This window comes from Enterobacter cloacae complex sp. ECC445, from assembly GCF_021892025.1.
GTDB classification, from domain to species: Bacteria; Pseudomonadota; Gammaproteobacteria; order Enterobacterales; family Enterobacteriaceae; genus Enterobacter; species Enterobacter chengduensis.
On the sequence record NZ_JAKLRZ010000012.1, the window covers coordinates 12,133 to 37,754 of the forward strand.

At 53.9% G+C, this 25,622-nt stretch carries 22 protein-coding genes, 1 tRNA gene and 1 pseudogene; 16 read left to right on the forward strand and 8 right to left on the reverse strand.

What is annotated here, in order from left to right; translation table 11 throughout:
* Positions 1-118 precede the first annotated feature (118 nt).
* The 4 genes from L6R44_RS12295 to L6R44_RS12310 all read left to right on the forward strand — a co-directional run bounded on the left by L6R44_RS12295 (position 119) and on the right by L6R44_RS12310 (position 7,553).
* Entirely contained in the window at positions 119-3,532 is a 3,414-nt protein-coding gene (locus L6R44_RS12295) for a DEAD/DEAH box helicase family protein (protein WP_237424389.1), read from the forward strand.
* A 63-nt stretch (positions 3,533-3,595) separates the two neighbouring features.
* The gene (locus L6R44_RS12300; protein ID WP_237424390.1) at positions 3,596-5,230 is read left to right on the forward strand and encodes a type I restriction-modification system subunit M; all 1,635 of its coding nucleotides are present in this window, start codon (positions 3,596-3,598) and stop codon (positions 5,228-5,230) included.
* Entirely contained in the window at positions 5,227-6,384 is a 1,158-nt protein-coding gene (locus L6R44_RS24935; RefSeq protein ID WP_237424391.1) for a restriction endonuclease subunit S, read from the forward strand. Before L6R44_RS12300 ends, L6R44_RS24935 begins: the two co-directional genes overlap by 4 nt.
* Before the next feature lie 14 nt (positions 6,385-6,398).
* Complete coding sequence (locus tag L6R44_RS12310) at positions 6,399-7,553, forward strand: PIN domain-containing protein (protein WP_237424392.1); 1,155 nt, start codon at positions 6,399-6,401, stop codon at positions 7,551-7,553.
* Positions 7,554-8,035: 482 nt separating this feature from the next.
* Here the strand turns inward: L6R44_RS12310 and L6R44_RS12315 are convergent, their stop codons facing one another.
* From L6R44_RS12315 to rraB, 5 genes are all read right to left on the reverse strand, one after another.
* Positions 8,036-9,298: a tyrosine-type recombinase/integrase gene (locus L6R44_RS12315; protein ID WP_237424393.1), complete on the reverse strand. Its 1,263-nt coding sequence runs from the start codon at positions 9,296-9,298 to the stop codon at positions 8,036-8,038.
* A 186-nt stretch (positions 9,299-9,484) separates the two neighbouring features.
* Positions 9,485-9,569 (reverse strand) — tRNA-Leu (locus L6R44_RS12320).
* Positions 9,570-9,675: 106 nt separating this feature from the next.
* Positions 9,676-10,398, reverse strand: a complete 723-nt coding sequence (locus L6R44_RS12325) for a topoisomerase II (RefSeq protein ID WP_237424394.1) — start codon at positions 10,396-10,398, stop codon at positions 9,676-9,678.
* Between the two features lie 30 nt (positions 10,399-10,428).
* Positions 10,429-11,187 carry a tRNA isopentenyl-2-thiomethyl-A-37 hydroxylase MiaE gene (miaE, locus tag L6R44_RS12330; RefSeq protein ID WP_032625253.1) on the reverse strand — a complete coding sequence of 253 codons (759 nt, stop codon included), beginning with the start codon at positions 11,185-11,187 and terminating at the stop codon, positions 10,429-10,431.
* 46 nt (positions 11,188-11,233) lie between these two features.
* Complete coding sequence (gene rraB, locus L6R44_RS12335) at positions 11,234-11,659, reverse strand: ribonuclease E inhibitor RraB (RefSeq protein ID WP_003862940.1); 426 nt, start codon at positions 11,657-11,659, stop codon at positions 11,234-11,236.
* Positions 11,660-11,758: 99 nt separating this feature from the next.
* Between rraB and argL the strand changes: the two genes are divergently transcribed.
* Positions 11,759-11,854, forward strand: a complete 96-nt coding sequence (gene argL / locus L6R44_RS12340; RefSeq protein WP_213014347.1) for a putative translational regulatory protein ArgL — start codon at positions 11,759-11,761, stop codon at positions 11,852-11,854.
* Entirely contained in the window at positions 11,824-12,828 is a 1,005-nt protein-coding gene (gene argF, locus L6R44_RS12345) for an ornithine carbamoyltransferase (protein ID WP_237424395.1), read from the forward strand. Before argL ends, argF (L6R44_RS12345) begins: the two co-directional genes overlap by 31 nt.
* A 97-nt stretch (positions 12,829-12,925) precedes the next feature.
* Here argF (L6R44_RS12345) and L6R44_RS12350 read toward each other — a convergent pair whose 3' ends face one another.
* On the reverse strand, positions 12,926-13,381 hold the full coding sequence (locus L6R44_RS12350; RefSeq protein WP_237424396.1) for a YhcH/YjgK/YiaL family protein: 456 nt from the start codon (positions 13,379-13,381) through the stop codon (positions 12,926-12,928).
* Positions 13,382-14,056: 675 nt separating this feature from the next.
* On the opposite strand from L6R44_RS12350, the gene arcA reads away from it, so the two are divergent.
* From arcA to L6R44_RS12375, 5 genes are all read left to right on the forward strand, one after another.
* On the forward strand, positions 14,057-15,277 hold the full coding sequence (gene arcA, locus L6R44_RS12355) for an arginine deiminase (RefSeq protein WP_042717403.1): 1,221 nt from the start codon (positions 14,057-14,059) through the stop codon (positions 15,275-15,277).
* A 10-nt stretch (positions 15,278-15,287) separates the two neighbouring features.
* The gene (arcC, locus tag L6R44_RS12360; RefSeq protein ID WP_237424397.1) at positions 15,288-16,199 is read left to right on the forward strand and encodes a carbamate kinase; all 912 of its coding nucleotides are present in this window, start codon (positions 15,288-15,290) and stop codon (positions 16,197-16,199) included.
* Positions 16,200-16,328: 129 nt separating this feature from the next.
* Positions 16,329-17,333, forward strand: coding sequence for an ornithine carbamoyltransferase (gene argF, locus L6R44_RS12365; RefSeq protein WP_237424398.1), 1,005 nt, complete (start codon positions 16,329-16,331; stop codon positions 17,331-17,333).
* 47 nt (positions 17,334-17,380) lie between these two features.
* Positions 17,381-18,784, forward strand: coding sequence for a YfcC family protein (locus L6R44_RS12370; RefSeq protein ID WP_237424399.1), 1,404 nt, complete (start codon positions 17,381-17,383; stop codon positions 18,782-18,784).
* A 75-nt stretch (positions 18,785-18,859) separates the two neighbouring features.
* Positions 18,860-19,339 carry an arginine repressor gene (locus L6R44_RS12375; protein ID WP_023334317.1) on the forward strand — a complete coding sequence of 160 codons (480 nt, stop codon included), beginning with the start codon at positions 18,860-18,862 and terminating at the stop codon, positions 19,337-19,339.
* Between the two features lie 3 nt (positions 19,340-19,342).
* Here L6R44_RS12375 and L6R44_RS12380 read toward each other — a convergent pair.
* Positions 19,343-19,460, reverse strand: a pseudogene (locus tag L6R44_RS12380) (hypothetical protein).
* On the opposite strand from L6R44_RS12380, the gene L6R44_RS12385 reads away from it, so the two are divergent.
* The 5 genes from L6R44_RS12385 (at position 19,440) to gbpA (ending at position 23,030) form a co-directional block, all read left to right on the forward strand.
* A complete protein-coding gene (locus tag L6R44_RS12385) occupies positions 19,440-19,544 on the forward strand; it encodes a pyrBI operon leader peptide (protein WP_022646880.1) in 105 nt (34 codons plus the stop codon). The pseudogene L6R44_RS12380 and the gene L6R44_RS12385 sit on opposite strands and share 21 nt — an antisense overlap.
* A gap of 34 nt (positions 19,545-19,578) precedes the next feature.
* Entirely contained in the window at positions 19,579-20,511 is a 933-nt protein-coding gene (pyrB, locus tag L6R44_RS12390) for an aspartate carbamoyltransferase (RefSeq protein ID WP_237424400.1), read from the forward strand.
* Between the two features lie 12 nt (positions 20,512-20,523).
* Positions 20,524-20,985: an aspartate carbamoyltransferase regulatory subunit gene (gene pyrI / locus L6R44_RS12395; protein WP_032643868.1), complete on the forward strand. Its 462-nt coding sequence runs from the start codon at positions 20,524-20,526 to the stop codon at positions 20,983-20,985.
* 73 nt (positions 20,986-21,058) lie between these two features.
* Positions 21,059-21,445, forward strand: coding sequence for a 2-iminobutanoate/2-iminopropanoate deaminase (gene ridA, locus L6R44_RS12400; RefSeq protein WP_003863373.1), 387 nt, complete (start codon positions 21,059-21,061; stop codon positions 21,443-21,445).
* 133 nt (positions 21,446-21,578) lie between these two features.
* Positions 21,579-23,030, forward strand: a complete 1,452-nt coding sequence (gbpA, locus tag L6R44_RS12405; protein ID WP_237424401.1) for an N-acetylglucosamine-binding protein GbpA — start codon at positions 21,579-21,581, stop codon at positions 23,028-23,030.
* An 88-nt stretch (positions 23,031-23,118) separates the two neighbouring features.
* On the opposite strand, the gene L6R44_RS12410 is transcribed toward gbpA, so the two are convergent.
* On the reverse strand, positions 23,119-25,503 hold the full coding sequence (locus tag L6R44_RS12410) for a beta-N-acetylhexosaminidase (RefSeq protein ID WP_237424402.1): 2,385 nt from the start codon (positions 25,501-25,503) through the stop codon (positions 23,119-23,121).
* Between the last annotated feature and the right edge of the window lie 119 nt (positions 25,504-25,622).

Sequence of the window (25,622 nt, forward strand, 5' to 3'; positions counted from 1 at the left end):
GCAGGCGCTTGCGCAGGCCGCTTAGCCACCGTATGCCATCCGGCTCACTTCGTCAGCCAAAATAGTGTGATATTCTTTCCAGAATTCCTGTTGTATCCACGACATAAGGCGATGATTGATGGAGCAGTCTCTCAATTTTGAAATGTTGCGTAGCCAGTGGCCGGAACTGGCGGAACTCGCGTGTATGGCGGAACGCTATGTTCACTCCGATCCGGAAAGCTGTCTGGTCAAGCTGCGCAACTACACCGAATTGATGGTACGTTGGTTATACCGTCAGGAACGACTGCCCGAAGGCATCAAAGCAAATCTGTATGATTTAATGAACGCAGATGTGTTTACCAGCATGATGCCGGAAGCCATTATCATGAAAATGGATGCGCTACGTATCCACGGCAACCGTGCCGCGCACGGTGGTCGTATCAAAGCTAAAGATACCTACTGGCTGCTCAAAGAAGCGTATTTGTTGGGAATTTGGCTATATGTCCGCTACGCCCACGGTAATGTTGATAACTGCCCCAAATTTACTCTTCCTCCATTAACGCAATCTTCAGGTCGTGCAGATGATAAACGTCTGGAAGATGCAATCAGGGCTCAAGATGAAAGCCGTGAGCGAGAACTGGCGTTACAACGCGCACTACAGCAAGAGCAGGAAAAGGCCGAACACCTCACCCAGCGCCTGAATGAAGCCAGAGCTCGCAACCAGCATGTTGCCGACATCCTCTCTATTGATGAAACGGAAACCCGCCGCCGCCTGATTGACTCCCGCCTGCTTGCTGCTGACTGGAATGTAGGGAAAGAGCTTAACAATACCGATCAGGTTACGCAGGAACACCCCGTTAAAGAACAGCCTACCGCGACCGGTGATGGTTATGCGGACTATGTCTTGTGGGATGAGGCACACAAACCGCTGGCGGTAGTGGAAGCAAAAAAAACCAGCGTCAATGCCGAGCAAGGACGAATTCAGGCTCGGCTATATGCAGACTGGCTGGAAAAAGAATATGGTCAGCGTCCGGTTATTTTCTACACCAACGGCTACGATATCTGGCTGTGGGACGACCATAAAACTCACGGCTATCCTCCGCGCCGGGTATTTGGCTTCTACAGCAAGGAAAGCCTGCAATATCTTATTCAGCAGCGTGAAACCCGTCTGCCGCTGAATAGTGTCCCGCACGTTAAAGATAACGAAGGTAAGGCCGTTGCCGGACGTCTATATCAACTTGAAACTATTGCCCGCGTCAGCGAACGGTTTACCAACAAGTACCGGCAATCGTTAATCGTTCAGGCCACCGGCACCGGTAAAACCCGTGTAGCGATTGCACTGAGCAAACTAATGATTGATGCCCGCTGGGTAAAACGCGTTCTGTTCCTTTGCGACCGTAAAGAGCTGCGCAAACAGGCGGCGAATGCCTTCAATCAATTCACCAATGAGCCGCTGTATGTGGTCGGGAAGTCGAAAAAAGCAGACAGGCAGAACGCCAGGATCTACATTGCCACTTATCCCGGCATGATGAAAATCATGGACCATTTTGATGTCGGTTATTTCGATCTGATCATCGCCGATGAATCCCATCGTTCGATCTATAACGTTTACGGCGATCTGTTTAAGTATTTTGATGCCCTCCAGATTGGCCTGACGGCCACGCCGATCGACATGGTGAGTAAAACCACTTTCGGCCTGTTTGGTTGTGAAGGACGTATCCCTACCGCCAACTACAGCCTAGAAGATGCCATCGCCGATAACAATCTGGTTCCCTATGAGGTTGTCACGCACACCACTGAATTCCTGCGCGAAGGCATCAAACGGGAGAAATTAAGCGACGCACAAATCCGTGAGCTGGAAGAACAGGGTATCGATCCCAATACGCTGGAATTTGATGGCAAGGCGCTGGATGAGGCAATTTATAACAAAGACACCAACCGCTATATCCTGCGTAACCTGATGGAAAATGGCCTGAAAGATCGGGACGGCCAACTGCCAGGTAAAACCATCATTTTCGCCCGTAACCACAAACACGCGCTGCTGTTGAATGAATTGTTCGACGACATGTACCCGCAGTTTGCCGGACGCTTCTGCCAGGTCATCGACAACTACGATCCCCGCGCCGAGCAACTGATTGACGATTTTAAAGGGCTGGATGAAAGCACCAACAAAGAGCTGACCATCGCTATCTCTGTTGACATGCTTGATACCGGTATTGATGTTCCGGAAATTGTGAATCTGGTCTTTGCCAAGCCGGTCAAATCAAAAGTGAAGTTCTGGCAGATGATTGGCCGTGGTACGCGCCTCTGTGCGGGGCTGTACGGCTACGATGACAACGGCAAACCGCTGGATAAACAGAAATTCCGCATCTTCGATCACTGGGGCAATTTTGAGTATCACGAGCTGCATACCGAAGAAGCCGAAGTGACAACGACAAAATCGCTGGCGCAAAAACGCTTCGAAGCGTGGGTTATGCTGGGGGCTGCCGCGCAACGTAAGTTCGACAAACAGGCGGTAGATTTAGTCGCTCACCAGCTCCGTGAGCAGATCAACGCGCTGGATGAAAAGTCGATTGCCGTGCAGGAAAAGTGGCAGCAAAAAGCGCAGTACAGCGATGAAAAGGTGCTGCGCCAGCTTTCCCCGAAAACACAGCAGGATCTGCTGTCAATTCTGGCCCCGTTGATGCAGTGGCTGGACGTGCGCGGGCAAAGCGACGCCATGCGCTTTGATATGTATATTCTGGCGGCGCAAACTGCCCGTTATACCAACCCGGAAGAGCTGGATGTGCTCTGGCCGATCATCATCGAGAAAGTGGAACGTCTGCCGCCGCATCTGGCGCAGGTGCAACAGCAGGGGCAGCGGATTAATCAGCTTCGTGATTTGGGCTGGTGGAAGCAGGCCAGTCTGGAAGAACTGGAAGATATCCGCATTCACCTGCGCGGCATCATGCACCTGATGGAGAAAGATGCGACGCCGAAATTTCGCTCGATACAGGTGGATATTACCGAAGATGCGAACCTGATCCAGACGGAAACCCGTAAAACCAATATCCGCTCGATTGATTTCAAACTCTATCGCCAGCAGGTTCAGGGAGCGCTGGAGCCGCTGTTCCAGCAAAACCCAGTGCTGAAGAAAATCCGCAACGGCGAGCCGGTGACGCAAAGCGAGCTGGAGGAGCTGGCAAAGCTGGTACTGATCCAGAACCCCAACGTTGATATTCGGGCGCTGAAAGAGTTCTATCCGCAGGCGACCGCCAGCCTGGATAAACTTTTACGTACTATCATCGGGATGGATAGCGACGCGGTTGAAGTACGCTTTGCCCAGTTCGCAGCTGACAACAGCCTGACCAGCCAACAACTGCGCTTCCTGTCATTGCTGAAAAACCATATTCGTGATTATGGCACCATTGAGATGCGGCAGCTCTTTGAGCAGCCGTTTACACATATCCACAACGAAGGCGTTACCGGCGTGTTCCCCGACATAGAGCAGATCGCCCGGTTGCAAAAGATAGTCGAAGAGCTGGGTGTTGTGACCGACGCAGCAACGGTATAATACGCACATGACAAGCCCCGGCAGCGGGGCTTTTATATTTATAACAGGGTATAGACGTTAACAATGATCACCGGTGACTTAAAAAGTAAAATCGACGGACTATGGGAAGATTTTTGGGTGGGCGGTATCACTAACCCGCTGACCGTAATCGAACAAATCACCTACCTGATGTACTCCCGAATGCTGGATACCCAGGAACAGCGGGACGAGAAACGTAAACAAATCGCGGGTATTGATTTTAAACCGCGCTTTGCGCCTGAGCAGCAGGAGTTCCGTTTTAGTCACTACAGTAACCTCGGTTCAGATGAAATGATGGAAGTAGTGCGCGACGGCGTATTCCAGCATTTCCGCCAGCTCGGCCAGGCCGATGCGTCGAAGGTGACACTGCTGGGCAACTTTATGAAAGATGCTCGTCTGGAGATCGTCAAACCTTCTCTGCTGACCAAAGCCGTGGAAGTGATCAAAAACCTGCCGCTGGATCGTGGCGACACCAAAGGCGATCTCTACGAATACCTATTAAGCAAGCTGACCACCGCCGGGATCAACGGTCAGTTCCGCACGCCGCGCCACATTATCCGCACAATGGTTGAAATGATGGAGCCGAACCCGGCGCGTGGTGAGACGATTTGCGATCCAGCCTGTGGCACTGGTGGTTTTCTGGCGACCAGCTATGAGTACCTGCTGGAGAAATACAGCTCGCTGGAGTCCATCCATACCGAGATTGGCAGCAACGAACGCGGTGAGCTGGAAGAGCAAAAAATCTATACCGGTGATCTGCTGACGCCGTGGCGTGTCCATGTGGATAACAACATGTTCCACGGCTACGACTTTGACACTACTATGCTGCGTATCGCCGCTATGAACCTGATTATGCACGGCGTGGAAGAGCCGGATATCCACTATCAGGACACCATGAGCCAGAGTTTCAGCACCAACTTCCCGCAGGCTAGCAAAAATGCTTTCAACCTGATATTGGCGAACCCACCGTTTACCGGTTCACTGGATGAGGAAGATATCGACGCCACGCTGTCGGCGATGGTGAAAACCAAGAAAACTGAGCTGCTGTTCCTGGCGCGCATTCTGCAAATGCTGAAAGTAGGCGGACGCAGTGCCACTATCGTGCCGCAGGGCGTACTGTTTGGCTCCAGCAAGGCGCATCAGTCTCTACGTAAAACGCTGGTGGAAGATAACCAACTGGAAGCGGTGATCAATCTGCCTTCCGGTGTATTTAAGCCTTACGCTGGCGTGGCAACGGCGATCCTGATCTTTACCAAAGGCGGTCAGACGGATGAAGTCTGGTTCTACGATCTACAAAATGACGGCTACAGCCTGGATGACAAGCGTAACCCGATAAAAGACAACGACCTGCCGCATCTGCTGGCAAGCTGGAAGCATTACCGTACTTTACGTGGGCTACCGGTTGATAACTTTATGGGTGAGAAGTTAGCCTCGCAGCTGAAACAGCAGCACCCGGAAGGGATTGATGCTGGTGTTGATTTTAAAGATCGCACTCAGGCGGCGTTTGTGGTGCCGAAAGGGGATATTGCAGCGCAGAAATACGACCTCTCCATTAACCGTTATAAAGAAGTGGTGTACCAGGCGGAGGTGTATGAAGATCCGAAAGTGATACTGAAGCGGTTGAAGGATCTGGAAAAAGAGATTCTGGCGGATCTGGATGAGCTGGAGGGGATGCTGTGAGTTGGCCAATAGTGAAGTTAGGTAGCATTGGGGAGTTCAAAGCAGGTTTTGGATTCCCTATAGAGTACCAAGGAAAAAAAGAAGGGGATTACCCTTTCGCTAAGGTTGGTGATATATCAGCTGTAGTAAGAAGCGGTCATAAAAATATTTTTCATGCTGGAAATTATATTGATAAAGATATACTTAGGAATTTAAAAGCAAAAACCATACCCAAAGGAACCATTGTTTTTGCAAAAATTGGAGAAGCGATTAAGCAAAATTTCCGTGCTGTTACTACTGTAGAAATGGTAATAGATAACAATGTAATGGGGCTAGTTCCTGATAATAATCTAGTTGATACTAATTATCTATTTTACTTTATGCGGTCACTAGATCTTTATCAATTTTCTGGTGCAACTACCATCCCAGCATTACGTAAGTCAATGCTTGAAAATATTCAAATACCATTACCACCGTTAAGCGAACAAAAACGTATCGCTGCTATTCTTGATAAAGCCGATAGTATACGCCAAAAACGCGAGCAAGCTATCAAACTGGCTGATGATTTTTTGCGTGCTACGTTTTTGGAGATGTTCCCCCAATTAGATGATTGTGGAAATAGAGTAAAATTAGGTGATATTGTGACTCTGGATGCCCCAATGGTGGATCCAAGAGAAGACAAGTTTATCGACTTAATACATATCGGTCCTGATAGAATTGAAAAAAATACTGGATTACTTTTATCTGCGCTAACTGCACGAGAAGAAAATTTAATCAGTAAAAAATTCCTTTTTGATGAAAGTTACGTGTTGTATTCAAAGATACGACCTTACTTGAAAAAATGTGCAATTCCTGATTTCAGTGGATTATGTTCGGCCGATATGTATCCTGTAAAACCTATAGCAAACAAAACTAATCGTGAATTTTTATGGCAGCTCTTACTATCTGATTTTTTCACAAAATATACCGAAACCTTACCAGACAGGGCAAACATCCCTAAATTAAACAGGAAAGAGCTATTGAACTTTGAAATATCGCTACCGCCATTTTCCCTGCAAGAAAATTATAGAGCAATAGTGCAAAAAATTAACAACACAAAATCAATAATGCGTATACAGAGTAATAATGACCTATTAAACAGGTTAACAGACAAACTATTTTCAAAAGACCAATAAATAAGGTAATCAAAATGCCTAATATTAGCATTGACGACTTGAAACGATTAATTTCAAATAGAGAAATAGGGGCAATAACCCTGGACACCTCTATTTATATCCATCATCACTATGGATTTGAAGTCGGAATATTATCAAAACTCTCACAATTCAAAAATACTGAAATAAAATTCATTGTTGTTGATATGATTCAGCATGAAACATTATCACACCTTATTGAAGAGGCAAAAAAGAACAAAGCTGAGACGAAAAATAGCCTTAAAGTTATAGGTAACTCGTGGGGAGTTACACCTCAACGCAGACAAGAGTTAATGGATGAGCTATTTACGAGTAATGAAGATGAAATATCTAAAGCTCGATTTGATGACTTCAAAAAGAAGGCTGGCGCCAGAGAAATAAAATGTGCAGAGCTATCAAGCTTAAGTAAAGTCATAGATTTATACTTTAATAAAATAGCACCATTTGCTATCAAAAAAGATAAAAAAAATGAGTTCCCTGATGCTTTAGCTCTTTCAGCCCTTGAAGTTTGGGCTGAATCTAACAATACCAAAATTTTAGCCGTTTCAAAAGACAATGACTGGAAAGAATTTTGTGAGACTTCACCTTTATTATATTTTATTGATGAACTCTCTAATGCATTAACTGCATTACACTCGAATGCTTCAGTCAATATCATTAATGCTCTGAAAACTATCAATATTGATGAGCTAAATAAAGAAATAATAGAATCAATACCACATCAACTTTATAACTTAACAGTTGATGTAGAAGCAAGCTCATCGTTCTACTACGACGTTGAATCTTCAGAGTTAACAATGGTAGATGATCAACAACAACCTATAAATGATTTCGAAAAATTCCTCTCAACCCTAAGCATTATTGATACTGAAGAAGAATCTTTTTCGGTACAATATACAGTGAACTGTAACGTTGATATTGAGACTACTCTTGACTTCAATACCTGGGATGGTATTGATAAAGAATTTATTGGTATGGGGGGAGGAATCTTCAATAATTCAGAGGATATAGATATCGATATTATAATTAATTTTAACAGAGATGGTAATGATATTGAAATCGATAGTATTGAAGTTATTAGCTCAAGTATAACTATCGACCTTGGTGAGGTTGGACCAGATTGGATGAACGATCCCGATTATTACGATTGATATAGCCGATATTATTTTGTTATTAAGTGATAAAGCCATCAAATCTTGAATATATCTTGATGGTTTTTATTTATGCACTGCCCCTACTGCAATCTCGCCGTTGACAAACTCATTAATCTCATCCGTATACTACCACACAATTTTCTTGGGGCCATGTAGATATAGAAAGTGACTAAAGATTCCGTGAATCACGTTCTTATTAGCATACGCACACTACGTATCAATCCTCAGCAATTTGAAGCTATGTTTACGTGGACTCGTGTTCATTGAGGGCTGGTCGTTATACCCTGTTAGCCATTCTATACGCCCCGCTAGTGGAATAACCTGATTAATACTCTAGTTACTAACAAGTTTGCGTAGTTATTATTGCTGATGAGGGATAATCGTTACGGTGGTCACAGAAACACTACTTCCAGTAAAGACCATCAGCCATCCTCCTAAGGGAGGATGGCTGATTAGTTTTATTTTATTAAACACATATGCTAGACATTGCCCCGATTTACCTTCGCATAGTCAAACGGCGTAATCCCTTTCTCCCGATTCGCATCCAGAAAATCAGCCCACCACTGCAACATCAGCTTGCGCTCATCCAGATGTTCCGCTTTATGGATATACGCTGCCCGCACTGAGTTACGTTCCATATGGCTCATCTGACGTTCTACCGCATCCTTCGACCATAGCCCTGACTCAATTAACGAACTACAGGCCATTGTACGGAAGCCGTGGCCGCAAACCTCAACCTTAGTATCATATCCCATCACCCGTAGCGCACTGTTTACCGTGTTTTCACTCATTGGCTTACGCGGATCATGATCGCCAATAAAAATCAGCTCATGTTCACCACAGAACTGTTTTATCTGCTTCAGGATCGCCAGCGCCTGCTTTGAAAGTGGCACCAGATGCGGTGTACGCATCTTTGAGCCTCTCTGAGAATGTTTCACATCAGGAATAGGCTCTCGCTCAGGCGGGATGGTCCATATTGACGTTTCAAAATCGATTTCTGACCAGCGAGCAAAACGCAGCTCACTGGACCGAATAAAGATAAGCAGAGTGAGTTCTGTCGCCCAGCGGGTTAGCGGCCTGCCGGTATAGCTATCTATTTTCTCAAGCAACTCAGGGATGCGCTTTAATTCCAGCGCCGGACGATGTTGTCGATTACCGGAAGCAACCGCCCCAGCCATCTCTTGTGCCGGGTTATAATCAATTAACCCACTTTGCACTGCATAACGCATGATGGCCGTAGTGCGCTGTTGAAGACGAGCAGCAACCTCAAGACGTCCAGACATCTCTACGGCTTTAATGGGCGCTAATAAATCGCGCGTTTTTAACTCAGTGATATTACGTTCACCAAGCGCTGCAAAGAGATTATCTTCCAGACTTTTTAGCACACGATGGGCGTGATCTTCAGACCACTTTTTATTGCTGCCATGCCACTCGATCGCTACCTCTTTAAAGGTTCGTGCTTTACTCTGTTCAACCTTATCATTTTTCTTTTTGTCTCCCGGATCGACGCCATTCGCTAGTAGCTTACGCGCTTCGTCACGACGTGCTCTGGCATCCGCCAGTGTGATTTCAGGGTAAACCCCAAGTGCCAGCATCTTTTGCTTGCCGTCATAACGGTACTGCAAACGCCAGTACTTAGAACCATTTGGATGGACAAGAAGGTGCATACCGCTGCCATCGGTCAGTTTGTATTGCTTATCCGTTGGCTTGGCTGTTCTGACCTTGATATCTGTTAACGCCATGCTTATCCCCTCCCTGTTGGTACAAGCATTATCGAACCGGAAATACCATCATCTGTACCAACATGTGTTGGTAGATGTACATTGATGTCGGTTGACCTTGAGAGAGTTAATATAGCGGGAAAGGTAGATAAATGCTGGATTTTAGACATAAAAAAAGACCTCAGTTGAGGTCCATTTACATGCTTTTGGTGCCGAAGGCCGGACTCGAACCGGCACGTATTTCTACGGTTGATTTTGAATCAACTGCGTCTACCGATTTCGCCACTTCGGCACTGAAGGGGATGCGGAAACGTTGTGGATTATACCTGTCGCGCGCCGCCATGCAAGCGACGACGCGCTAAACCCGCGCTAAGTGCCCAAAAAACCAGCGCCCTTCGTCAGTCCAGCTCAGACACCGCCAGCCGAATCACCCTCGCCGCCTTTTGCTCCGGCAGCGCCAGCACCTTGGCCCACATCTCCTGCACCATATCGCAGGAGAGCTTCTCTTTGCCCGCCGCCTTCTCCGGCATCTGCAATAGCTGGATGTCCTCGCCGTACTTATCGGCAAGCGCCTTCATAATCGGTCGCACGTCCTCGACGGCCGCCTCGCGCTCGGCCTGCGTCACGGTGTGGCGGTTTTTGCCGTAGGCCGCGCGCATCATGTCGGCGTCGGCCTGCATGCGCCGCGCCATCAGGTCTTTATCCAGCATGCGCATCGGGTTCACGCCGCCCTTCACCGCCGGGTAGAGGAAGCGGAAGCAGGCGTCGTCGCTCACCTTCTGGATGGCGGCGGTCTGCTCCATGTTAATGGTCATGTAGTTCACCACGTTGGCGTCCGGGGCGTTTTGCAGGCGCGACATCTGCAGATGCAGGATCTGCGGCTGGATGGTGTCGATAATCTGCTGCTCCGGCTCGCCCGCTTTTTGCAGGGCGGCCATCTGGTCGAGGATGCGCTGGTGCAGCGCGGGCTCCTGCTCCTTAATCACCTGCCAGGCGGGCATCGCGTTGAGGGCAGCATCCATCTGCTGTTCCGGCGCGCGCTGCCTGTCGAAGAACACCCAGAACGCCACGGCGGCGGCCACCACAACAACGATTACGCTACGGGTCCACGTTTTATTCATCTCGCATCCTTATCCTTGAATTATGCCGGTTTACACCGGCACGCCGCTGTGGAAGCGAAACTCGTGGTCCGGTGTCGAGATAAGTGTGGCTTCAATTTCGCCAAAAAGCTGTATGCGCGGTGAGATATCGTCGTCGCTCACCTGCTGAGCCAGCGTCAGGTAGTCCTGATAATGGCGCGCTTCCGAGCGCAGCAGCGAGAGATAGAACTTCTGCAGGTCGTCGTCGAGGAACGGGGCCAGCGCGGCGAAGCGTTCGCAGGAGCGGGCTTCGATGTAGGCGCCACAGATGAGCTTGTCGATCAGCGTCAGCGGTTCGTGGGTGCGCACGTCCTTCAGCATTCCTTTGGCGTAGCGGCTGGCGGTGATTTTGACGTACGGAATGTCGCGCGCCAGCATCGCCTCGCGTACCTGCCAGAAGTGGTGGAGTTCCTCTTTAATCAGCAGCACCATGCTGTCGATGAGCGCCTGTCCCCACGGGTCGTCGGTTTTGGGCATCACGCTTTTGCCAATCTGCCTGTGCAGGGCGATGAAGTCCGGCTCCGGGCCGTCGCGGAAGGTGAACTGTTCGTAGGGTTTGAGCCAGTCGAGCAGCGCGTCGGCCCCGCTTTCGTCGGCGACGTATTTACGCACGAGTAATAGCGCGGTCTGGGCGGCCTTAAGCTCGCACACCATGTGGTCGGTGAGCAGCAGCGGCAGGTTCGCCGGGTCGCGGGCTTTATCAATCCATGCTTGCGGGGTCGGGCACTGGAGGAAGTTGAGTACGGGGGCGAGTATCTGCGGGTAATCCATGGTTCTGCCTTGAAAAAGCGGTGGCGAGCGCCACCGCCTGAAACGCTTAGTGACGCACGCCGTCGTCGTCTTCGTCGACGTAATCTTCGTCGTCGCCTTCTTCGCCGTCTTCACCGTTCGGATCTTCGAAGTAGGTTCCCCAGCCGTCGTACTCCACCTCAAACTTCTCGGCCAGGTTCATCAGCTGTTCTACCTGCGCGTCGATCAGCTCCGCCTTCAGCGCGCCTTCGCTCAGGATGTCGCAGCAGATGACGGTGTCGCCCTCTTCCACTTCCAGCTCTTCCGGCTCGGTCACTTCGTAACCCAGCTTAAAGGCTTCCACGGCCATTTTTTCCAGCGCGTCGAAATCATCCGCAGAGAAATGATGCTCGATGGTGTACAGCGCGTCCGGATCGCTACCGTCTTCCAGCAGCTCTTCAATAATCAGACGCGTCTCTTCGCGTTGCTCTTCCAGTAATTCCGGGTTTGCCATGGCTCAATCCTCTTTAAAGTGCGGCAGATACTTCTATTTTCACACACGGACGGGTTTGCCTCCACCTTTGTTGGAAAGATTTGTGAAACGGGGTTGCAAATGAATAATTACACATATAAAGTGAATTTTAATTCAATAAGTGGCGTTCGCCATGTGAGGATAAAATGTCTGATCTGTACAAGAAACACTTTCTGAAATTGCTCGACTTTACCCCTGCACAGTTCACTTCTCTGCTGACCCTTGCCGCACAGCTCAAAGCCGATAAGAAAAAGGGCAAGGAAGTACAAAAGCTTACCGGTAAAAACATCGCGCTCATCTTCGAAAAAGACTCGACCCGTACACGTTGCTCTTTCGAAGTTGCCGCATTTGACCAGGGCGCACGCGTCACGTACTTAGGGCCGAGCGGCAGCCAGATTGGGCATAAAGAGTCAATTAAGGATACCGCGCGGGTGCTCGGGCGGATGTACGACGGCATTCAGTATCGCGGCCACGGCCAGAAAGTCGTCGAAACGCTGGCACAATATGCGGGCGTGCCGGTGTGGAACGGGCTGACCAACGAGTTCCACCCGACGCAGCTGCTGGCGGACCTGCTGACCATGCAGGAGCACCTGCCGGGCAAGGCGTTTAGCGAGATGACGCTGGTCTACGCGGGCGACGCGCGCAACAACATGGGCAACTCGATGCTGGAAGCGGCGGCGCTGACCGGGCTGGATCTGCGCCTGGTGGCCCCGAAGGCCTGCTGGCCGGAAGAGAGCCTGGTGGCGGAGTGCAGCGCGCTGGCGGAGAAGCACGGCGGCAAAATCACCCTGACGGAAGACGTGGCGGCGGGCGTGAAGGGCGCGGACTTTATCTATACCGACGTCTGGGTGTCGATGGGCGAAGCCAAAGAGAAGTGGGCGGAGCGGATTGCGCTGCTGCGCGGGTATCAGGTGAACGCGCAGATGATGGCGCTGACCGGCAATCCGGACGTGAAGTTCCTGCACTGTCTGCCGGCGTTCCATGACGACCAGACCACGCTCGGCAAGCAGATGGCGAAGGAGTTCGACCTGCACGGCGGGATGGAGGTGACGGACGAGGTGTTTGAGTCAGCGGCGAGCATCGTGTTCGACCAGGCGGAAAACCGGATGCATACGATCAAGGCGGTGATGGTGGCGACGCTTGGGGAGTGATTGGGTCCTCTGCGCACTGGTCCCCTCACCCCGGCCCTCTCCCACGGGGAGAGGGAGCAAACACTAGAAAACGACAACAGGGTTGTCGTTTTTGCTTTTACCTTGCCACCAGCATTTTCACCACGACTTTTCGCACCTTAGCAGGCGTCCCCACCGCGCACAGCGGCTTGTGCACTTCGCCCGGCCAGAACACCACGAAATCCCCTTCGCTCAGCACCACGGTTTTCTCCTGCTGGCCTTCCGGCAGGAACGCGATGTCTTTGTCCGCCAGCCAGTCGGTGTCCGGCGTGCCGTGCGGCAGGGTGCTGAAGGTCATCCCCTCCTGGCCCTTCATCACGATCTGGATATCCAGATAGCGCGCGTGGTACTCGGCGCGGCGCTCGGCAAACGGCTGAGTCATGTCTTCAGAGACCAGATAAAACAGACTGTTGCCGTCGATATCATGCTTGCCTGTCGGCGTTGCGTCGGTGACGTGGCTTTTGATGTGCTCAATCGCCTGGCGCAGCGCGTCGGGCAGCCAGGGCTGGAGATGGTGGATGTTGCCAATGATCATGCGAAAACCCTCGATATAAAACAACGTTTCATTTTCATCTCTTATACGAGAATCCAGGCTGCCATACCAGCCGTTTTTGGAAGAGGTTTGCGCGAGCGCATGTTTATCGAGAAAGATGTTAATTTTCTGTTAATCCTGCCCGGGCAATTATGCAGAGGTTATGCATAACCTTAATAAACGCGTGTCGCGAGACCGCTCTAAGCCCTTGATAATGCGCTTTAATTAACAAAAACCCTTGTCGTCTCACACTTTGTTATTTTGATAATTTGCTCTAAAAAACCATAATTATTTATTGATTTTTCTTAAGTCAAAAATAGTTAATTACCTTAATTGCATAGCCATTCTTATACATTATTTTTATGATTTGAAATCAGCAACATAGAAACATATTTCAAGATATTAAAATCTACAAAATAATAACAACCTCGAATAATGCCACCGGATCCTGCTTAGCTATTCACCCCTCAATAATATGAAATTAATCATTATCTGATGCGAATCATGCAAATGAAAACAAACTCCTTAATATCCATTTTCGCGTGAACTGCATCACAATAATCATTATTTAACCGCCTAGTATGAACCTCGAAATCAATTGAGCTTAGCCGCCATGCAATTAAATACATCACATGGCGCATGCCCTTTTTATTCTGAAAAACAGTTAAAGGAATAATTATGGAAAAGCATTACGTCGGTTCTGAAATTGGTCAATTGCGTAGCGTTATGCTGCACCGCCCAAATTTAAGCCTGAAACGCTTAACGCCATCGAATTGTCAGGAGCTGCTTTTTGATGACGTGCTCTCGGTTGAACGGGCGGGTGAGGAGCATGACATCTTCGCAAACACGCTGCGCGAGCAGGGTGTGGAAGTCCTGCTGTTGACCGACCTTCTGACACAAACCCTTGATATTGCAGAGGCGAAAGCCTGGCTGCTGGATACTCAAATCTCTGACTACCGCCTCGGCCCCACCTTTGCCGGCGACGTGCGCGGCTGGCTGGCGGATATGCCGCACCGAGAGCTGGCGCGCAGATTAAGCGGCGGATTAACCTACGGCGAAATTCCGGCGGCCATTAAAAATATGGTGGTGGATACCCACACGGCGAATGATTTTATTATGAAGCCGCTGCCGAACCATTTATTTACTCGCGACACCTCCTGCTGGATTTATAACGGCGTTTCCATTAACCCAATGGCCAAACCGGCCCGTCAGCGCGAAACCAATAACCTTCGGGCAATATATCGCTGGCACCCGGCGTTTGCCGACGGCGATTTTATTAAGTATTTCGGCGACGAGAATATTAATTACGACCACGCCACTCTGGAAGGCGGCGACGTATTAGTCATTGGCCGCGGGGCGGTATTGATCGGCATGTCCGAACGCACGACGCCGCAGGGCGTGGAGTTCCTCGCCAACAGCCTGTTCAAACACCGCCAGGCCGAGCGCGTGATCGCCGTTGAGTTGCCAAAACACCGCTCCTGCATGCACCTCGACACCGTGATGACCCACATCGACGTGGATACCTTCTCCGTCTACCCGGAAGTGGTGCGCAAAGACGCCCAGTGCTGGACGCTCACCCCGGACGGACGCGGCGGCCTGCTGCGCACGCAGGAAACCGACCTGCTGCACGCCATCGAGAAGGCGCTCGGCATTAGCCAGGTGCGCCTGATCACCACCGGCGGCGACGCCTTTGAGGCCGAACGCGAGCAGTGGAACGACGCCAACAACGTGCTGACCATCCGCCCGGGCGTGGTGATCGGCTACGAGCGCAACGTCTGGACTAACGAGAAGTACGACAAAGCGGGCATCACCGTGCTGCCCATCCCGGGCGACGAGCTGGGACGCGGCCGCGGCGGCGCGCGCTGCATGAGCTGCCCGCTGGAACGCGACGGAATTTAAAGGAGCCATCATGGAACGAAAACCCACTCTGGTTGTGGCCCTGGGCGGCAACGCGCTGCTCAAGCGCGGCGAGCCGCTGGAAGCAGAGATCCAGCGCCAGAACATTGAGCAGGCCGCCCGCACCATCGCCGGGCTGACGGCGCAGTGGCGCGTGGTGCTGGTGCACGGCAACGGGCCGCAGGTCGGGCTGCTGGCGCTGCAGAACAGCGCCTACGACAAAGTGACCCCTTACCCGCTGGACGTTCTCGGCGCCGAAAGTCAGGGAATGATCGGCTACATGCTCCAGCAGGCGCTGAAAAACAGCCTGCCGCAGCGTGAGGTGAGCGTCCTGCTCACGCAGGTGGAAGTGGACGCCGCCGACCCGGCGTTCAGCAACCCGACCAAATACATCGGCCCGGTGTACAGCGAAGCCCAGGCAAAAACGCTGGCCGCGGAAAAAGGCTGGGTGTTTAAGGCCGACGGCAGCTACGTCCGCCGCGTGGTGCCGTCACCGCAGCCGAAACGCATCGTCGAGAGCGACGCCATCACGGCGCTGATCCAGCGCGACCACCTGGTGATCTGCAACGGCGGCGGCGGCGTGCCGGTGGTGGAAAACGCCAACGGCTATCGCGGGATTGAGGCGGTGATCGACAAAGACCTCTCCGCCGCCCTGCTGGCCCGCCAGATTGAGGCCGACGCCCTGCTGATCCTCACCGATGCCGACGCGGTGTATCTCGACTGGGGCAAGCCAACCCAGCGCCCGCTGGCGCAGGTGACGACGGAGCTGCTCAGAGGCATGCAGTTTGACGCCGGATCGATGGGGCCGAAAGTGGCCGCCTGCCGCGAGTTTGTTGAAGCCTGCAACGGCATTGCCGGGATCGGCGCGCTGGCCGACGGCGCGGAGATCCTGGCGGGCGAGAAAGGCACGTTGATTCGTAACTAAACTCCCTCTCCCCTCACCCTAACCCTCTCCCCAAAGGGGAGAGGGGACTTCAAACACCCTCTCCCCTTTGGGGAGAGGGCTGGGGTGAGGGGGAAGGTCTTAGACATTCATTTAAAAAGGATTTCCCACATGACCATCAACCTGAAAAACCGCAACTTCCTGAAACTGCTGGACTACACCCCGGCGGAGATCCAGTACCTGATCGACCTCGCTATCGAGCTGAAGGCGGCCAAAAAAGCCGGGCGCGAAAAGCAAACCCTGGTCGGGAAAAACATCGCCCTGATCTTTGAAAAAACCTCCACCCGCACCCGCTGCGCCTTCGAAGTGGGCGCGTTCGACCAGGGCGCGCAGGTGACCTACCTCGGCCCAAGCGGATCGCAGATCGGCCATAAAGAGTCGATGAAGGACACCGCCCGCGTGCTGGGCCGCATGTACGACGGCATCGAATACCGCGGCTACGGCCAGGCGATTGTTGAAGAGCTGGGCGAGTACGCGGGCGTCCCGGTGTGGAACGGCCTGACCGACGAATTCCATCCGACGCAGATCCTCGCCGATCTGATGACCATGCTGGAGCACGCGCCGGGCAAAATCCTGCCGGAGCTGAGCTTTGCCTATCTGGGCGACGCACGCAACAACATGGGCAACTCGCTGATGGTCGGCGCGGCCAAGATGGGGATGGATATTCGCCTCGTGGCACCGAAATCCTTCTGGCCGGAAGCCGGGCTGGTTGAGCAGTGCCGCGCCATCGCCAAAGAGACGGGCGCGCGCATCACCCTCACCGACGACGTGGAAGAAGGCGTTCGCGGGACCGATTTCCTCTACACCGACGTGTGGGTCTCTATGGGCGAGCCGAAGGAGGCCTGGGCCGAGCGCGTCAGCCTGATGAAGCCGTATCAGATCAATGCGGACGTGATGAAGGCCACCGGCAACCCGAACGTCAAGTTCATGCACTGCCTGCCCGCGTTCCACAACGAGCACACTAAGGTGGGCCGCGAGATCGAGATGGCGTACGGGCTGAAGGGGCTGGAGGTGACGGAAGAGGTCTTCGAATCGCCAAACTCCATCGTCTTTGACGAGGCCGAGAACCGCATGCACACCATCAAAGCGGTCATGGTGGCGACACTCGGCGACTAATCATCGCCCGGCGCGCCGCGGGGTGCGCCGGGTTTAAGGAGAACATCATGGGCAAGTTTAAGTTTCCCTCCGCTTACACCATTCTCTTTTTTCTGATTGCCGTTGTGGCGGCGCTGAGCTGGGTCGTCCCCGCCGGTCAGTACCAGATGGCGATGAACGAGACCCTCGGTAAAGAAGTCCCGATTGCCGGCACCTACGCGCACGTGGCGTCACATCCGCAGGGGCTGGTTTCCGTCCTGATGGCGCCCATTGCCGGGCTGTACGATCCGGTCTCCGGCCAGGCCGGGGCGATCGACGTGGCGCTGTTTATTCTGATCATCGGGGGATTTCTCGGGATCGTCACCAAAACCGGCGCGATTGACGCAGGGATCGAGCGCGTTACCACCCGGCTGCGCGGGCGCGAGGAGTGGATGATCCCGATCCTGATGGCGCTGTTCGCCGCAGGCGGCACGATTTACGGCATGGCCGAAGAGTCGCTGCCGTTCTATACCCTGCTGGTGCCGGTAATGCTGGCCGCCCGCTTTGATCCGGTGGTCGCCGCCTCCACCGTGCTGCTCGGCGCGGGGATCGGCACGCTCGGTTCCACCATTAACCCGTTCGCCACGGTGATCGCCGCCAACGCCGCCGGGATCCCCTTCACTAACGGCATCGCCCTGCGCGTGGCGCTGCTGGTCATCGGCTGGATCATCTGCGTGGCGTGGGTGATGCGTTACGCCCGCAGGGTGCGCCAGGATCCATCGCTGTCGATCGTGGCGGATAAGCAGGAAGAGAACCGCGCCTACTTCCTCGGCAACAAGGGCGAACAGTCGCTGGAATTCACCCCGGTGCGCAAACTCATCCTGGTGATTTTCGCCCTCGCCTTCGCGGTCATGATCTACGGCGTGGCGGTGCTCGGGTGGTGGATGGCGGAGATCTCGGCGGTGTTTCTCGCCAGCGCAATTATCGTCGGGCTGATTGCGCGGATGAGCGAAGAGGAGCTGACGTCTACGTTTATCAACGGCGCGCGAGATTTGCTGGGCGTCGCGCTGATTATCGGCATCGCGCGCGGTATCGTAGTCATTATGGATAAGGGCATGATTACCCACACCATTTTGCACAGCGCGGAAGGTCTGGTCAGCGGGTTGTCCACGGTGGCGTTTATCAACGTGATGTACTGGCTGGAGGTCGTGCTGTCGTTTCTTGTGCCTTCTTCATCCGGCCTGGCCGTTCTGACGATGCCGATCATGGCACCGCTTGCCGATTTCGCTAACGTCAACCGCGACCTGGTGGTAACCGCTTACCAGTCCGCCTCCGGCATCGTTAACCTGGTCACGCCGACCTCGGCGGTGGTCATGGGCGGGCTGGCTATCGCCCGCGTGCCCTACGTGCGCTATCTGAAATGGGTGGCGCCTCTGCTGGGGATCCTGACGGTGGTGATCATGGTGGCGTTAAGCCTGGGGGCGTTGTTGTGATGTTTTGAAGTTGTAGGCCCGGTAAGCGTAGCGCCACCGGGCGTTTTGTTTCAGCCACTTACATGGGAAATAGTTATGACGGAATATGGTGATTACTCTCCAAAAGAACAGCTTCAGCTGACGGTCTGCCAGCGCCTGATCGCAGAAAAGAGTTATCTCTCTCAGGAGGAGATCCGCCGGGATTTGCAGGAGCGTGGTTTTGAAACCATCAGCCAGTCCACCGTTTCACGTCTGCTTAAATTGCTCGGCGTCATAAAAATTCGAAATGCCAAAGGGCTAAAGATTTATTCGCTGAATCCCCAGCTGCGCCCGGCTCCCGACGCCGCGCGTACCGTGTCCGAAATGGTGGTCAGCGTCGAGCACAATAGCGAGTTTATCCTTGTTCATACCGTCGCCGGATATGGCCGCGCGGTGGCGCGTATTCTGGATTATCACCAGCTTCCGGAAATTTTAGGCGTGGTGGCGGGCAGCAGTATCGTCTGGGTCGCCCCCCGGGTGGTGAAGCGCACCGCGCTGGTACATAAGCAAATTAATTATTTACTCAGAACGCATTAATATTCACAAAGAACCGTTTGCATTGAGTAAAGCGTGCATTAAATCGCTTGATCCCCAAAGCGAGCTGCGTATAATGCCCGACAATTTGCCGGGAGGAAGCATGGTCAAGCGTGTACGACATAACGTCTTACCGCGTCTGAAATCAGACGCTGGCCTGCCGTTTTTCTTCCCGTTGCTAAACCTATTCCCAGAGCCCCTCATTTGAGGGGCTTTTTTTTGCCCGGCGTCAGGAGATAAACATGAATCCGCTTTATCAAAAACACATCATTTCCATAAACGACCTCAGCCGCGAAGAGCTGGAACTGGTTCTGGAAACCGCGGCAAAACTGAAGGCCAATCCGCAACCGGAGCTGCTGAAGCACAAGGTCATTGCGAGCTGCTTCTTTGAAGCCTCGACCCGCACCCGCCTCTCCTTCGAAACCTCCATGCACCGCCTGGGCGCGAGCGTGGTGGGCTTCTCGGACAGCAGCAACACGTCGCTGGGTAAAAAAGGCGAGACTCTGGCGGATACCATTTCAGTGATTAGCACCTACGTCGACGCGATTGTGATGCGTCATCCGCAGGAGGGCGCGGCGCGTCTGGCGACCGAATTCTCCGGCGGCATTCCGGTGCTGAACGCCGGTGACGGTGCTAACCAGCACCCGACGCAGACCCTGCTGGATCTGTTCACCATTCAGGAGACGCAGGGCACGCTCGAGAACCTGAACATCGCCATGGTCGGCGACCTGAAATATGGCCGCACCGTCCACTCCCTGACCCAGGCGCTGGCGAAATTTAACGGCAACCGCTTCTTCTTCATCGCCCCGGACGCGCTGGCGATGCCGCAGTACATTCTCGACATGCTGGACGAGAAAGGCATCCAGTGGAGCCTGCACGCCAGCATCGAAGAGGTGATGAGCCACGTGGATATCCTCTACATGACCCGCGTGCAGAAAGAGCGTCTGGACCCGTCCGAGTACGCCAACGTGAAGGCGCAGTTCGTGCTGCGCGCCAGCGACCTCGAGGGCGCGCGCAACAACATGAAGGTGCTGCACCCGCTGCCGCGCATCGATGAGATCGCCACAGACGTGGATAAAACGCCGCACGCCTGGTACTTCCAGCAGGCCGGGAACGGCATCTTCGCCCGCCAGGCGTTACTGGCACTGGTTCTGAATCGCGACTTAGCTCTGTAAGGGGAGACGACCATGACGCACGATAACAAACTCCAGGTTGAAGCCATCAAGCGTGGCACCGTGATTGACCATATCCCTGCCCGGGTGGGCTTTAAGCTGCTGACGCTGTTCAAGCTGACCGAAACCGACCAGCGCATCACCATCGGCCTGAACCTGCCGTCGGGCGAGATGGGCCGCAAGGACCTGATTAAAATCGAGAACACCTTCCTGACCGACGAGCAGGTTAACCAGCTGTCGCTGTACGCGCCGGACGCCACCGTCAACCGCATCGACGAGTATGAAGTGGTCGGCAAATCCCGCCCGAGCCTGCCGGATCGCATCGAGCGCGTGCTGGTCTGCCCGAACAGCAACTGCATCAGCCATGCTGAGCCGGTTTCCTCCAGCTTTGCAGTGAAAAAACGCGCCGATGACATCGCGCTCAAATGCAAATACTGCGAAAAAGAGTTTTCTCATTATGTGGTGCTGGCCAACTAATTGAGGTTGGTAATGAAATCCCGGCTGTTATAATGGCCGGGAACATTCTTAACGCTGTCATTCTGGAGAAAACATGAGCAAAGTACTCGCGACGGAAAATGCACCAGCCGCTATCGGCCCTTACGTTCAGGGCGTTGATCTGGGCAGCATGATCATTACCTCAGGTCAGATCCCGGTGAACCCAAAAACCGGTGAAGTGCCAGCCGACGTCGCGGCGCAGGCACGCCAGTCGCTGGAAAACGTGCAGGCTATCGTTGAATCTGCCGGACTGAAAGTGGGCGACATCGTCAAAACCACCGTTTTCGTGAAAGATCTGAACGACTTCGCGACCGTTAACGCCACTTACGAAGCCTTCTTCACCGAGCACAACGCCACCTTCCCGGCGCGCTCCTGCGTGGAAGTGGCGCGTCTGCCAAAAGACGTGAAAATTGAAATCGAAGCGATTGCCGTACGTCGCTAATTTATTTCAGTTTATACAGGGCGGCTTCGGCTGCCTTTTTTATTGGCTATTTTTACCTTCGCAAGACGATGACGGCGCGGTCCGGGAATAAATACACTCGCACACCTTTATCAATTCCCGCTTCGGACTAAAAATGAAAATCTCCAGCATTGCGTTGGCTGTAGCAACCTTCACGGTAGCCTCTTCTGCGCTGGCGCACGGCTATATCGAATCTCCCGCCAGCCGCGCTTATATGTGCAAACAGGGACAAAATATTGACTGCGGTCTGGTGGAATATGAACCCCAGAGCGTAGAACGGGCCTCCGGTTTCCCGTCAGGGAACCTGCCGCCGGATGGCGAACTCGCCAGCGCCGGAATTGCCAACTACTCCCAGCTTGATAAGCAAAGCCAGAATGCCTGGACCAAAACGCCGATGACCGCCGGGGTGCATCAGTTTGTCTGGCACCACACCGCGCCGCACAAAACCACCAACTGGCGTTATTACATCACCAAACAAAACTGGAATCCGAACAAGCCGCTGACCCGCGATCAGTTCGACTTAACGCCGTTTTGCACAGTGAACGGCAACGGCCAGGCGCCCGCAATGACCCAGTCGATGAACTGTAACGTGCCAGAACGTACCGGCTATCAGGTTATTTACGGCGTGTGGGAAATTGCGGATACCGCGAACAGTTTCTATCAGGCCATTGACGTTGATTTCGGCAACGGCGGTAACGTCACGCCGGACGAAACCCCGGCCGCCGCCTCCGTCTGGCGCAAAACGCTAAGCGGCCAGGTCGCGGGTAACAACCTCAACGTGGGCGATAAGGTGATTGCCCGCTTCTTCGATGCCAATGGCGAAATCGCCTCCATGGCGACCGAGCTGACCATCGTCTCGCCTCAACAGGGCGATGCCAACCAGTGGGCTTACGATCTGGCGCAAAAAATTAACAGCGCCCACAGCGACGTGCGCGTCGGCGTGAAGGATGAAAGCGGAGACGTTAACCCGGTTCACGGCGCAAACAGCGTTTTCGTAAAAGAGGGCAGCACGCTGAAGTCGGTGGCAATTTCTTATGAAGAGCAAAAAGCAGTGGTGAATGAGTCCATCGCCGTGACTGACCTGCATTACAGCAAAGTGATTAACGGTGCCGCGACGGTGACATTCCACGTCAATACCCAGGGTGACGTGAACGTTGAAGCGCACGTGTTAAACCATCCCGGGGCGGAAAAAGGCTACCTGAAGCAGGATATGAATAACAGCAACCAGGACGTGACCATGAACCTGACAAACGTCACGCCAGGGCACCACATGCTGAAATACTACGCCACCAATAAAGCCGGCACCCTGTTCGCGCAGGACGTGCTGGATATGATGCTCGAAGGTGAAGCCGCCTCCGGCAATACCGGTAAGTCTGATTTTATCTTCCCGGATAACGTTGCCTCTTATAAGGCGGGCACCGTGGTGTTGCAGCCTAAAGACGGTAAGACGTATGAGTGCAAGCCGTTCCCGTACAGCGGGTACTGCAAGCAGTACAGCGCGACCGCCACCCAGTTTGAACCCGGCGTGGGTTCACACTGGAAAGAGGCGTGGGTGTTGAAGAACTGAGTTGCCTGATTCCCTCACCCTAACCCTCTCCCAAAGGGAGAGGGAACCGATCGAGCCCCTCGCCCCTTTGGGGTGAGGGGTATTTTTTCTACTGATTCCGCGTCGCGCGCAGCAGCGTCTCCAGCGGATAGACCGCCGCAATCACCACTTCGTCCTGCACCTTTGCCGCGTTATCCAGCTCGCGCTGAATCGACGCAATCTCCTTATCGTCCAGCGTACCCTGACGCGCCACCAGGTCGGTGAGCCGCAGGCCAATCGACGAAAGCTTGTCGACCTCCTGAATCACCGGCTTTATCGCCTTCAGCTGATAGCTGTTTTCGCTTAGCGCCAGCGCGTCGCTGGTGTTGCTCTGCCAACGGTTAAAGACGTGGCGCAGCGCGTCGGCGCTTTCCGTATCTTCTGCGTCGCTCACCAGCCGGTCCGCCCACCGGTGCATCTGGCGCACGGTGGCGCTTTCAGCGTTCAGCGCATCGGCGAAGCGGTTGAGCGGCTCGAACTGATGATAGTTTCCGGCCTGGAACTTGAGGTGCTGACGGGTGTAGTACTGCGCGGGCTCAATCGCCTGAGCGAGGATCTGCAGCGGCAGCGTGTCGGCATTATTCGCAAGGCGCGTAAACTGCACCTGCTGCTGGGTATGCTGCTGCAGCCCGACCGACACCGTCGACCAGCTGTCCATCGCCTGCAGGCGGGTGTACATGTTGTCGACATCGTTGACGTCCTGGGCGGACCACAGCCGCTCCGCCACCGCAAAGGCGCGCGGCCACAGGCGGATATCCAGCACCGGCGCGACCACGTTTTCTGCCCACAGCGCCGCTTCCCCGCCAAGCAGGTTGGCCTGATTCGCCGCGTCCGGCACGACGGGCGGCGTGCCTCTCGGCACCTCGTCCAGACGGGTACCGCTAATCGGATAGCGAGTATTGCCCACCAGGAAGTAACCGGTGAGCTTGTCGTTATCGACGGAGACGACCGGGCGCGTTTCGCCCATCCAGGTATCAACGGTAAACGTCACCTGGCTGTCGTCGCGCCATTCGATGTTCTGCACCGCGCGGCGGGATTTCCCGGCAAAATCAATGAACCCGCGCCAGCCCGCATCCCCTTTCACCAGGGTAAAGCTCCCCTCCACCGGCTTGCCCTTCAGGCGCGGCATGGAAAAGGCCCAGCTCTGGGCGCTGTCGGTGTCGGCTATGACGTCCACGCCGTTCAGCCCCTGCGGGACGATCTCGTTGCGGTAGTGATAGGCGGTGGACTGGGGCTGGTCGAGATAGAAGCCCGTCGAGAGAATGCCTTTGTAGCCGTTCTGCGCCACCTGCCCCAGCGCGTCTTGCCCTTGCCAGGACTGGATCAGAATGCTTTTTGGCAGATCGGGATGATAAATTTCGTCCCAGCCGACCATCTGCCGATGATGCTTCTCAAGAATGGACTCCAGCTTGCGGTTGAAGTACGCCTGCAGCGCGTGGCTGTCCGCCAGCCTGTTGTCGCGCATGAACTGCTGGATGGCCGGGTTCGCTTTCCACTGGCTGTCGTCCACCTCGTCGCCGCCGATGTGCAGATACGGATCGGGGAAGATCGCCGCCAGTTCGCTGACCATCGCGTCGGCAAAGGCGTAAGTTGCCTCTTTGGTTGGATCCAGAACCGGCTTCAGCACGCCCCAGTGGCGCTCCATGGCGTACGGCCCCGGCGCGCTCATCAGCTCCGGGTAAGCCACGGCAATCGCCGAGGCGTGGCCCGGCATGTCGATCTCCGGCACCACGCGGATGCCGCGCTCGGCGGCGTAGCGCACAACCTCACGCATCTGTTCAGGCGTGTAGAACAGGCCGTCGCTGGCAAGCTGGGTCAGCTTAGGGTAGCGCGTCGAGCCGAAGCGCCAGCCCTGATCGTCGGTTAAGTGCCAGTGCAGGACGTTGAGCTTGGCGGCGGCCATACCGTCGATCTGGCGCTTGATATCCGGCAGCGGGATAAAGTGGCGCGCCGAGTCGAGCAGCAGCCCGCGCCACGGGAAGCGCGGGGAATCTTCGATGGTCACCCACGGCAGCGAGGTGTTTTCCGCGCCGTTCTGCACCAGCTGGAGCAGGGTTTCCATGGCGCGCAGTGCGCCGAAGCGGGTGTTGGCGGAGATGTTCACACCGCTGGCGTCCACCGTAAGCCTGTAGCTTTCATCGCTGTCCGGCAGCGGCTGCGGTTTTACCTTTTTCGCGATGGCGATGCGGATCGTCGGTTTGTCTGGCTTTTCAGCCTGCGGCTGCAGCGTCCAGCCGGTTTGCAGGGCCATGCGCTGGCGCAGGCGGCTGATGGCGTCGCCGAGATCGTCCCCGATGACGCTAATGGATACGTCGTTGCCGAGCACCAGCGCGCCCTGCGTGGTCGGGCGTTCGACCTTCGCAGGCCAGGGCATTAAAGGGAGATCCCCTGCCGGGGCGGCAAGGGCAGAAGCGCCGAGCATCAGCCCGGCGGTTAAGAGACTGTACCGTAACATGAATGTTCCTTATCTGACGGGCCAAATAAAGGCAAAACATTCTGTTAACATGCGTACAAATTGTCGTCAAGCGAATGCGCCGACGGCGATCACAGGTTGTTGAATTTGGGAGGAAAGCC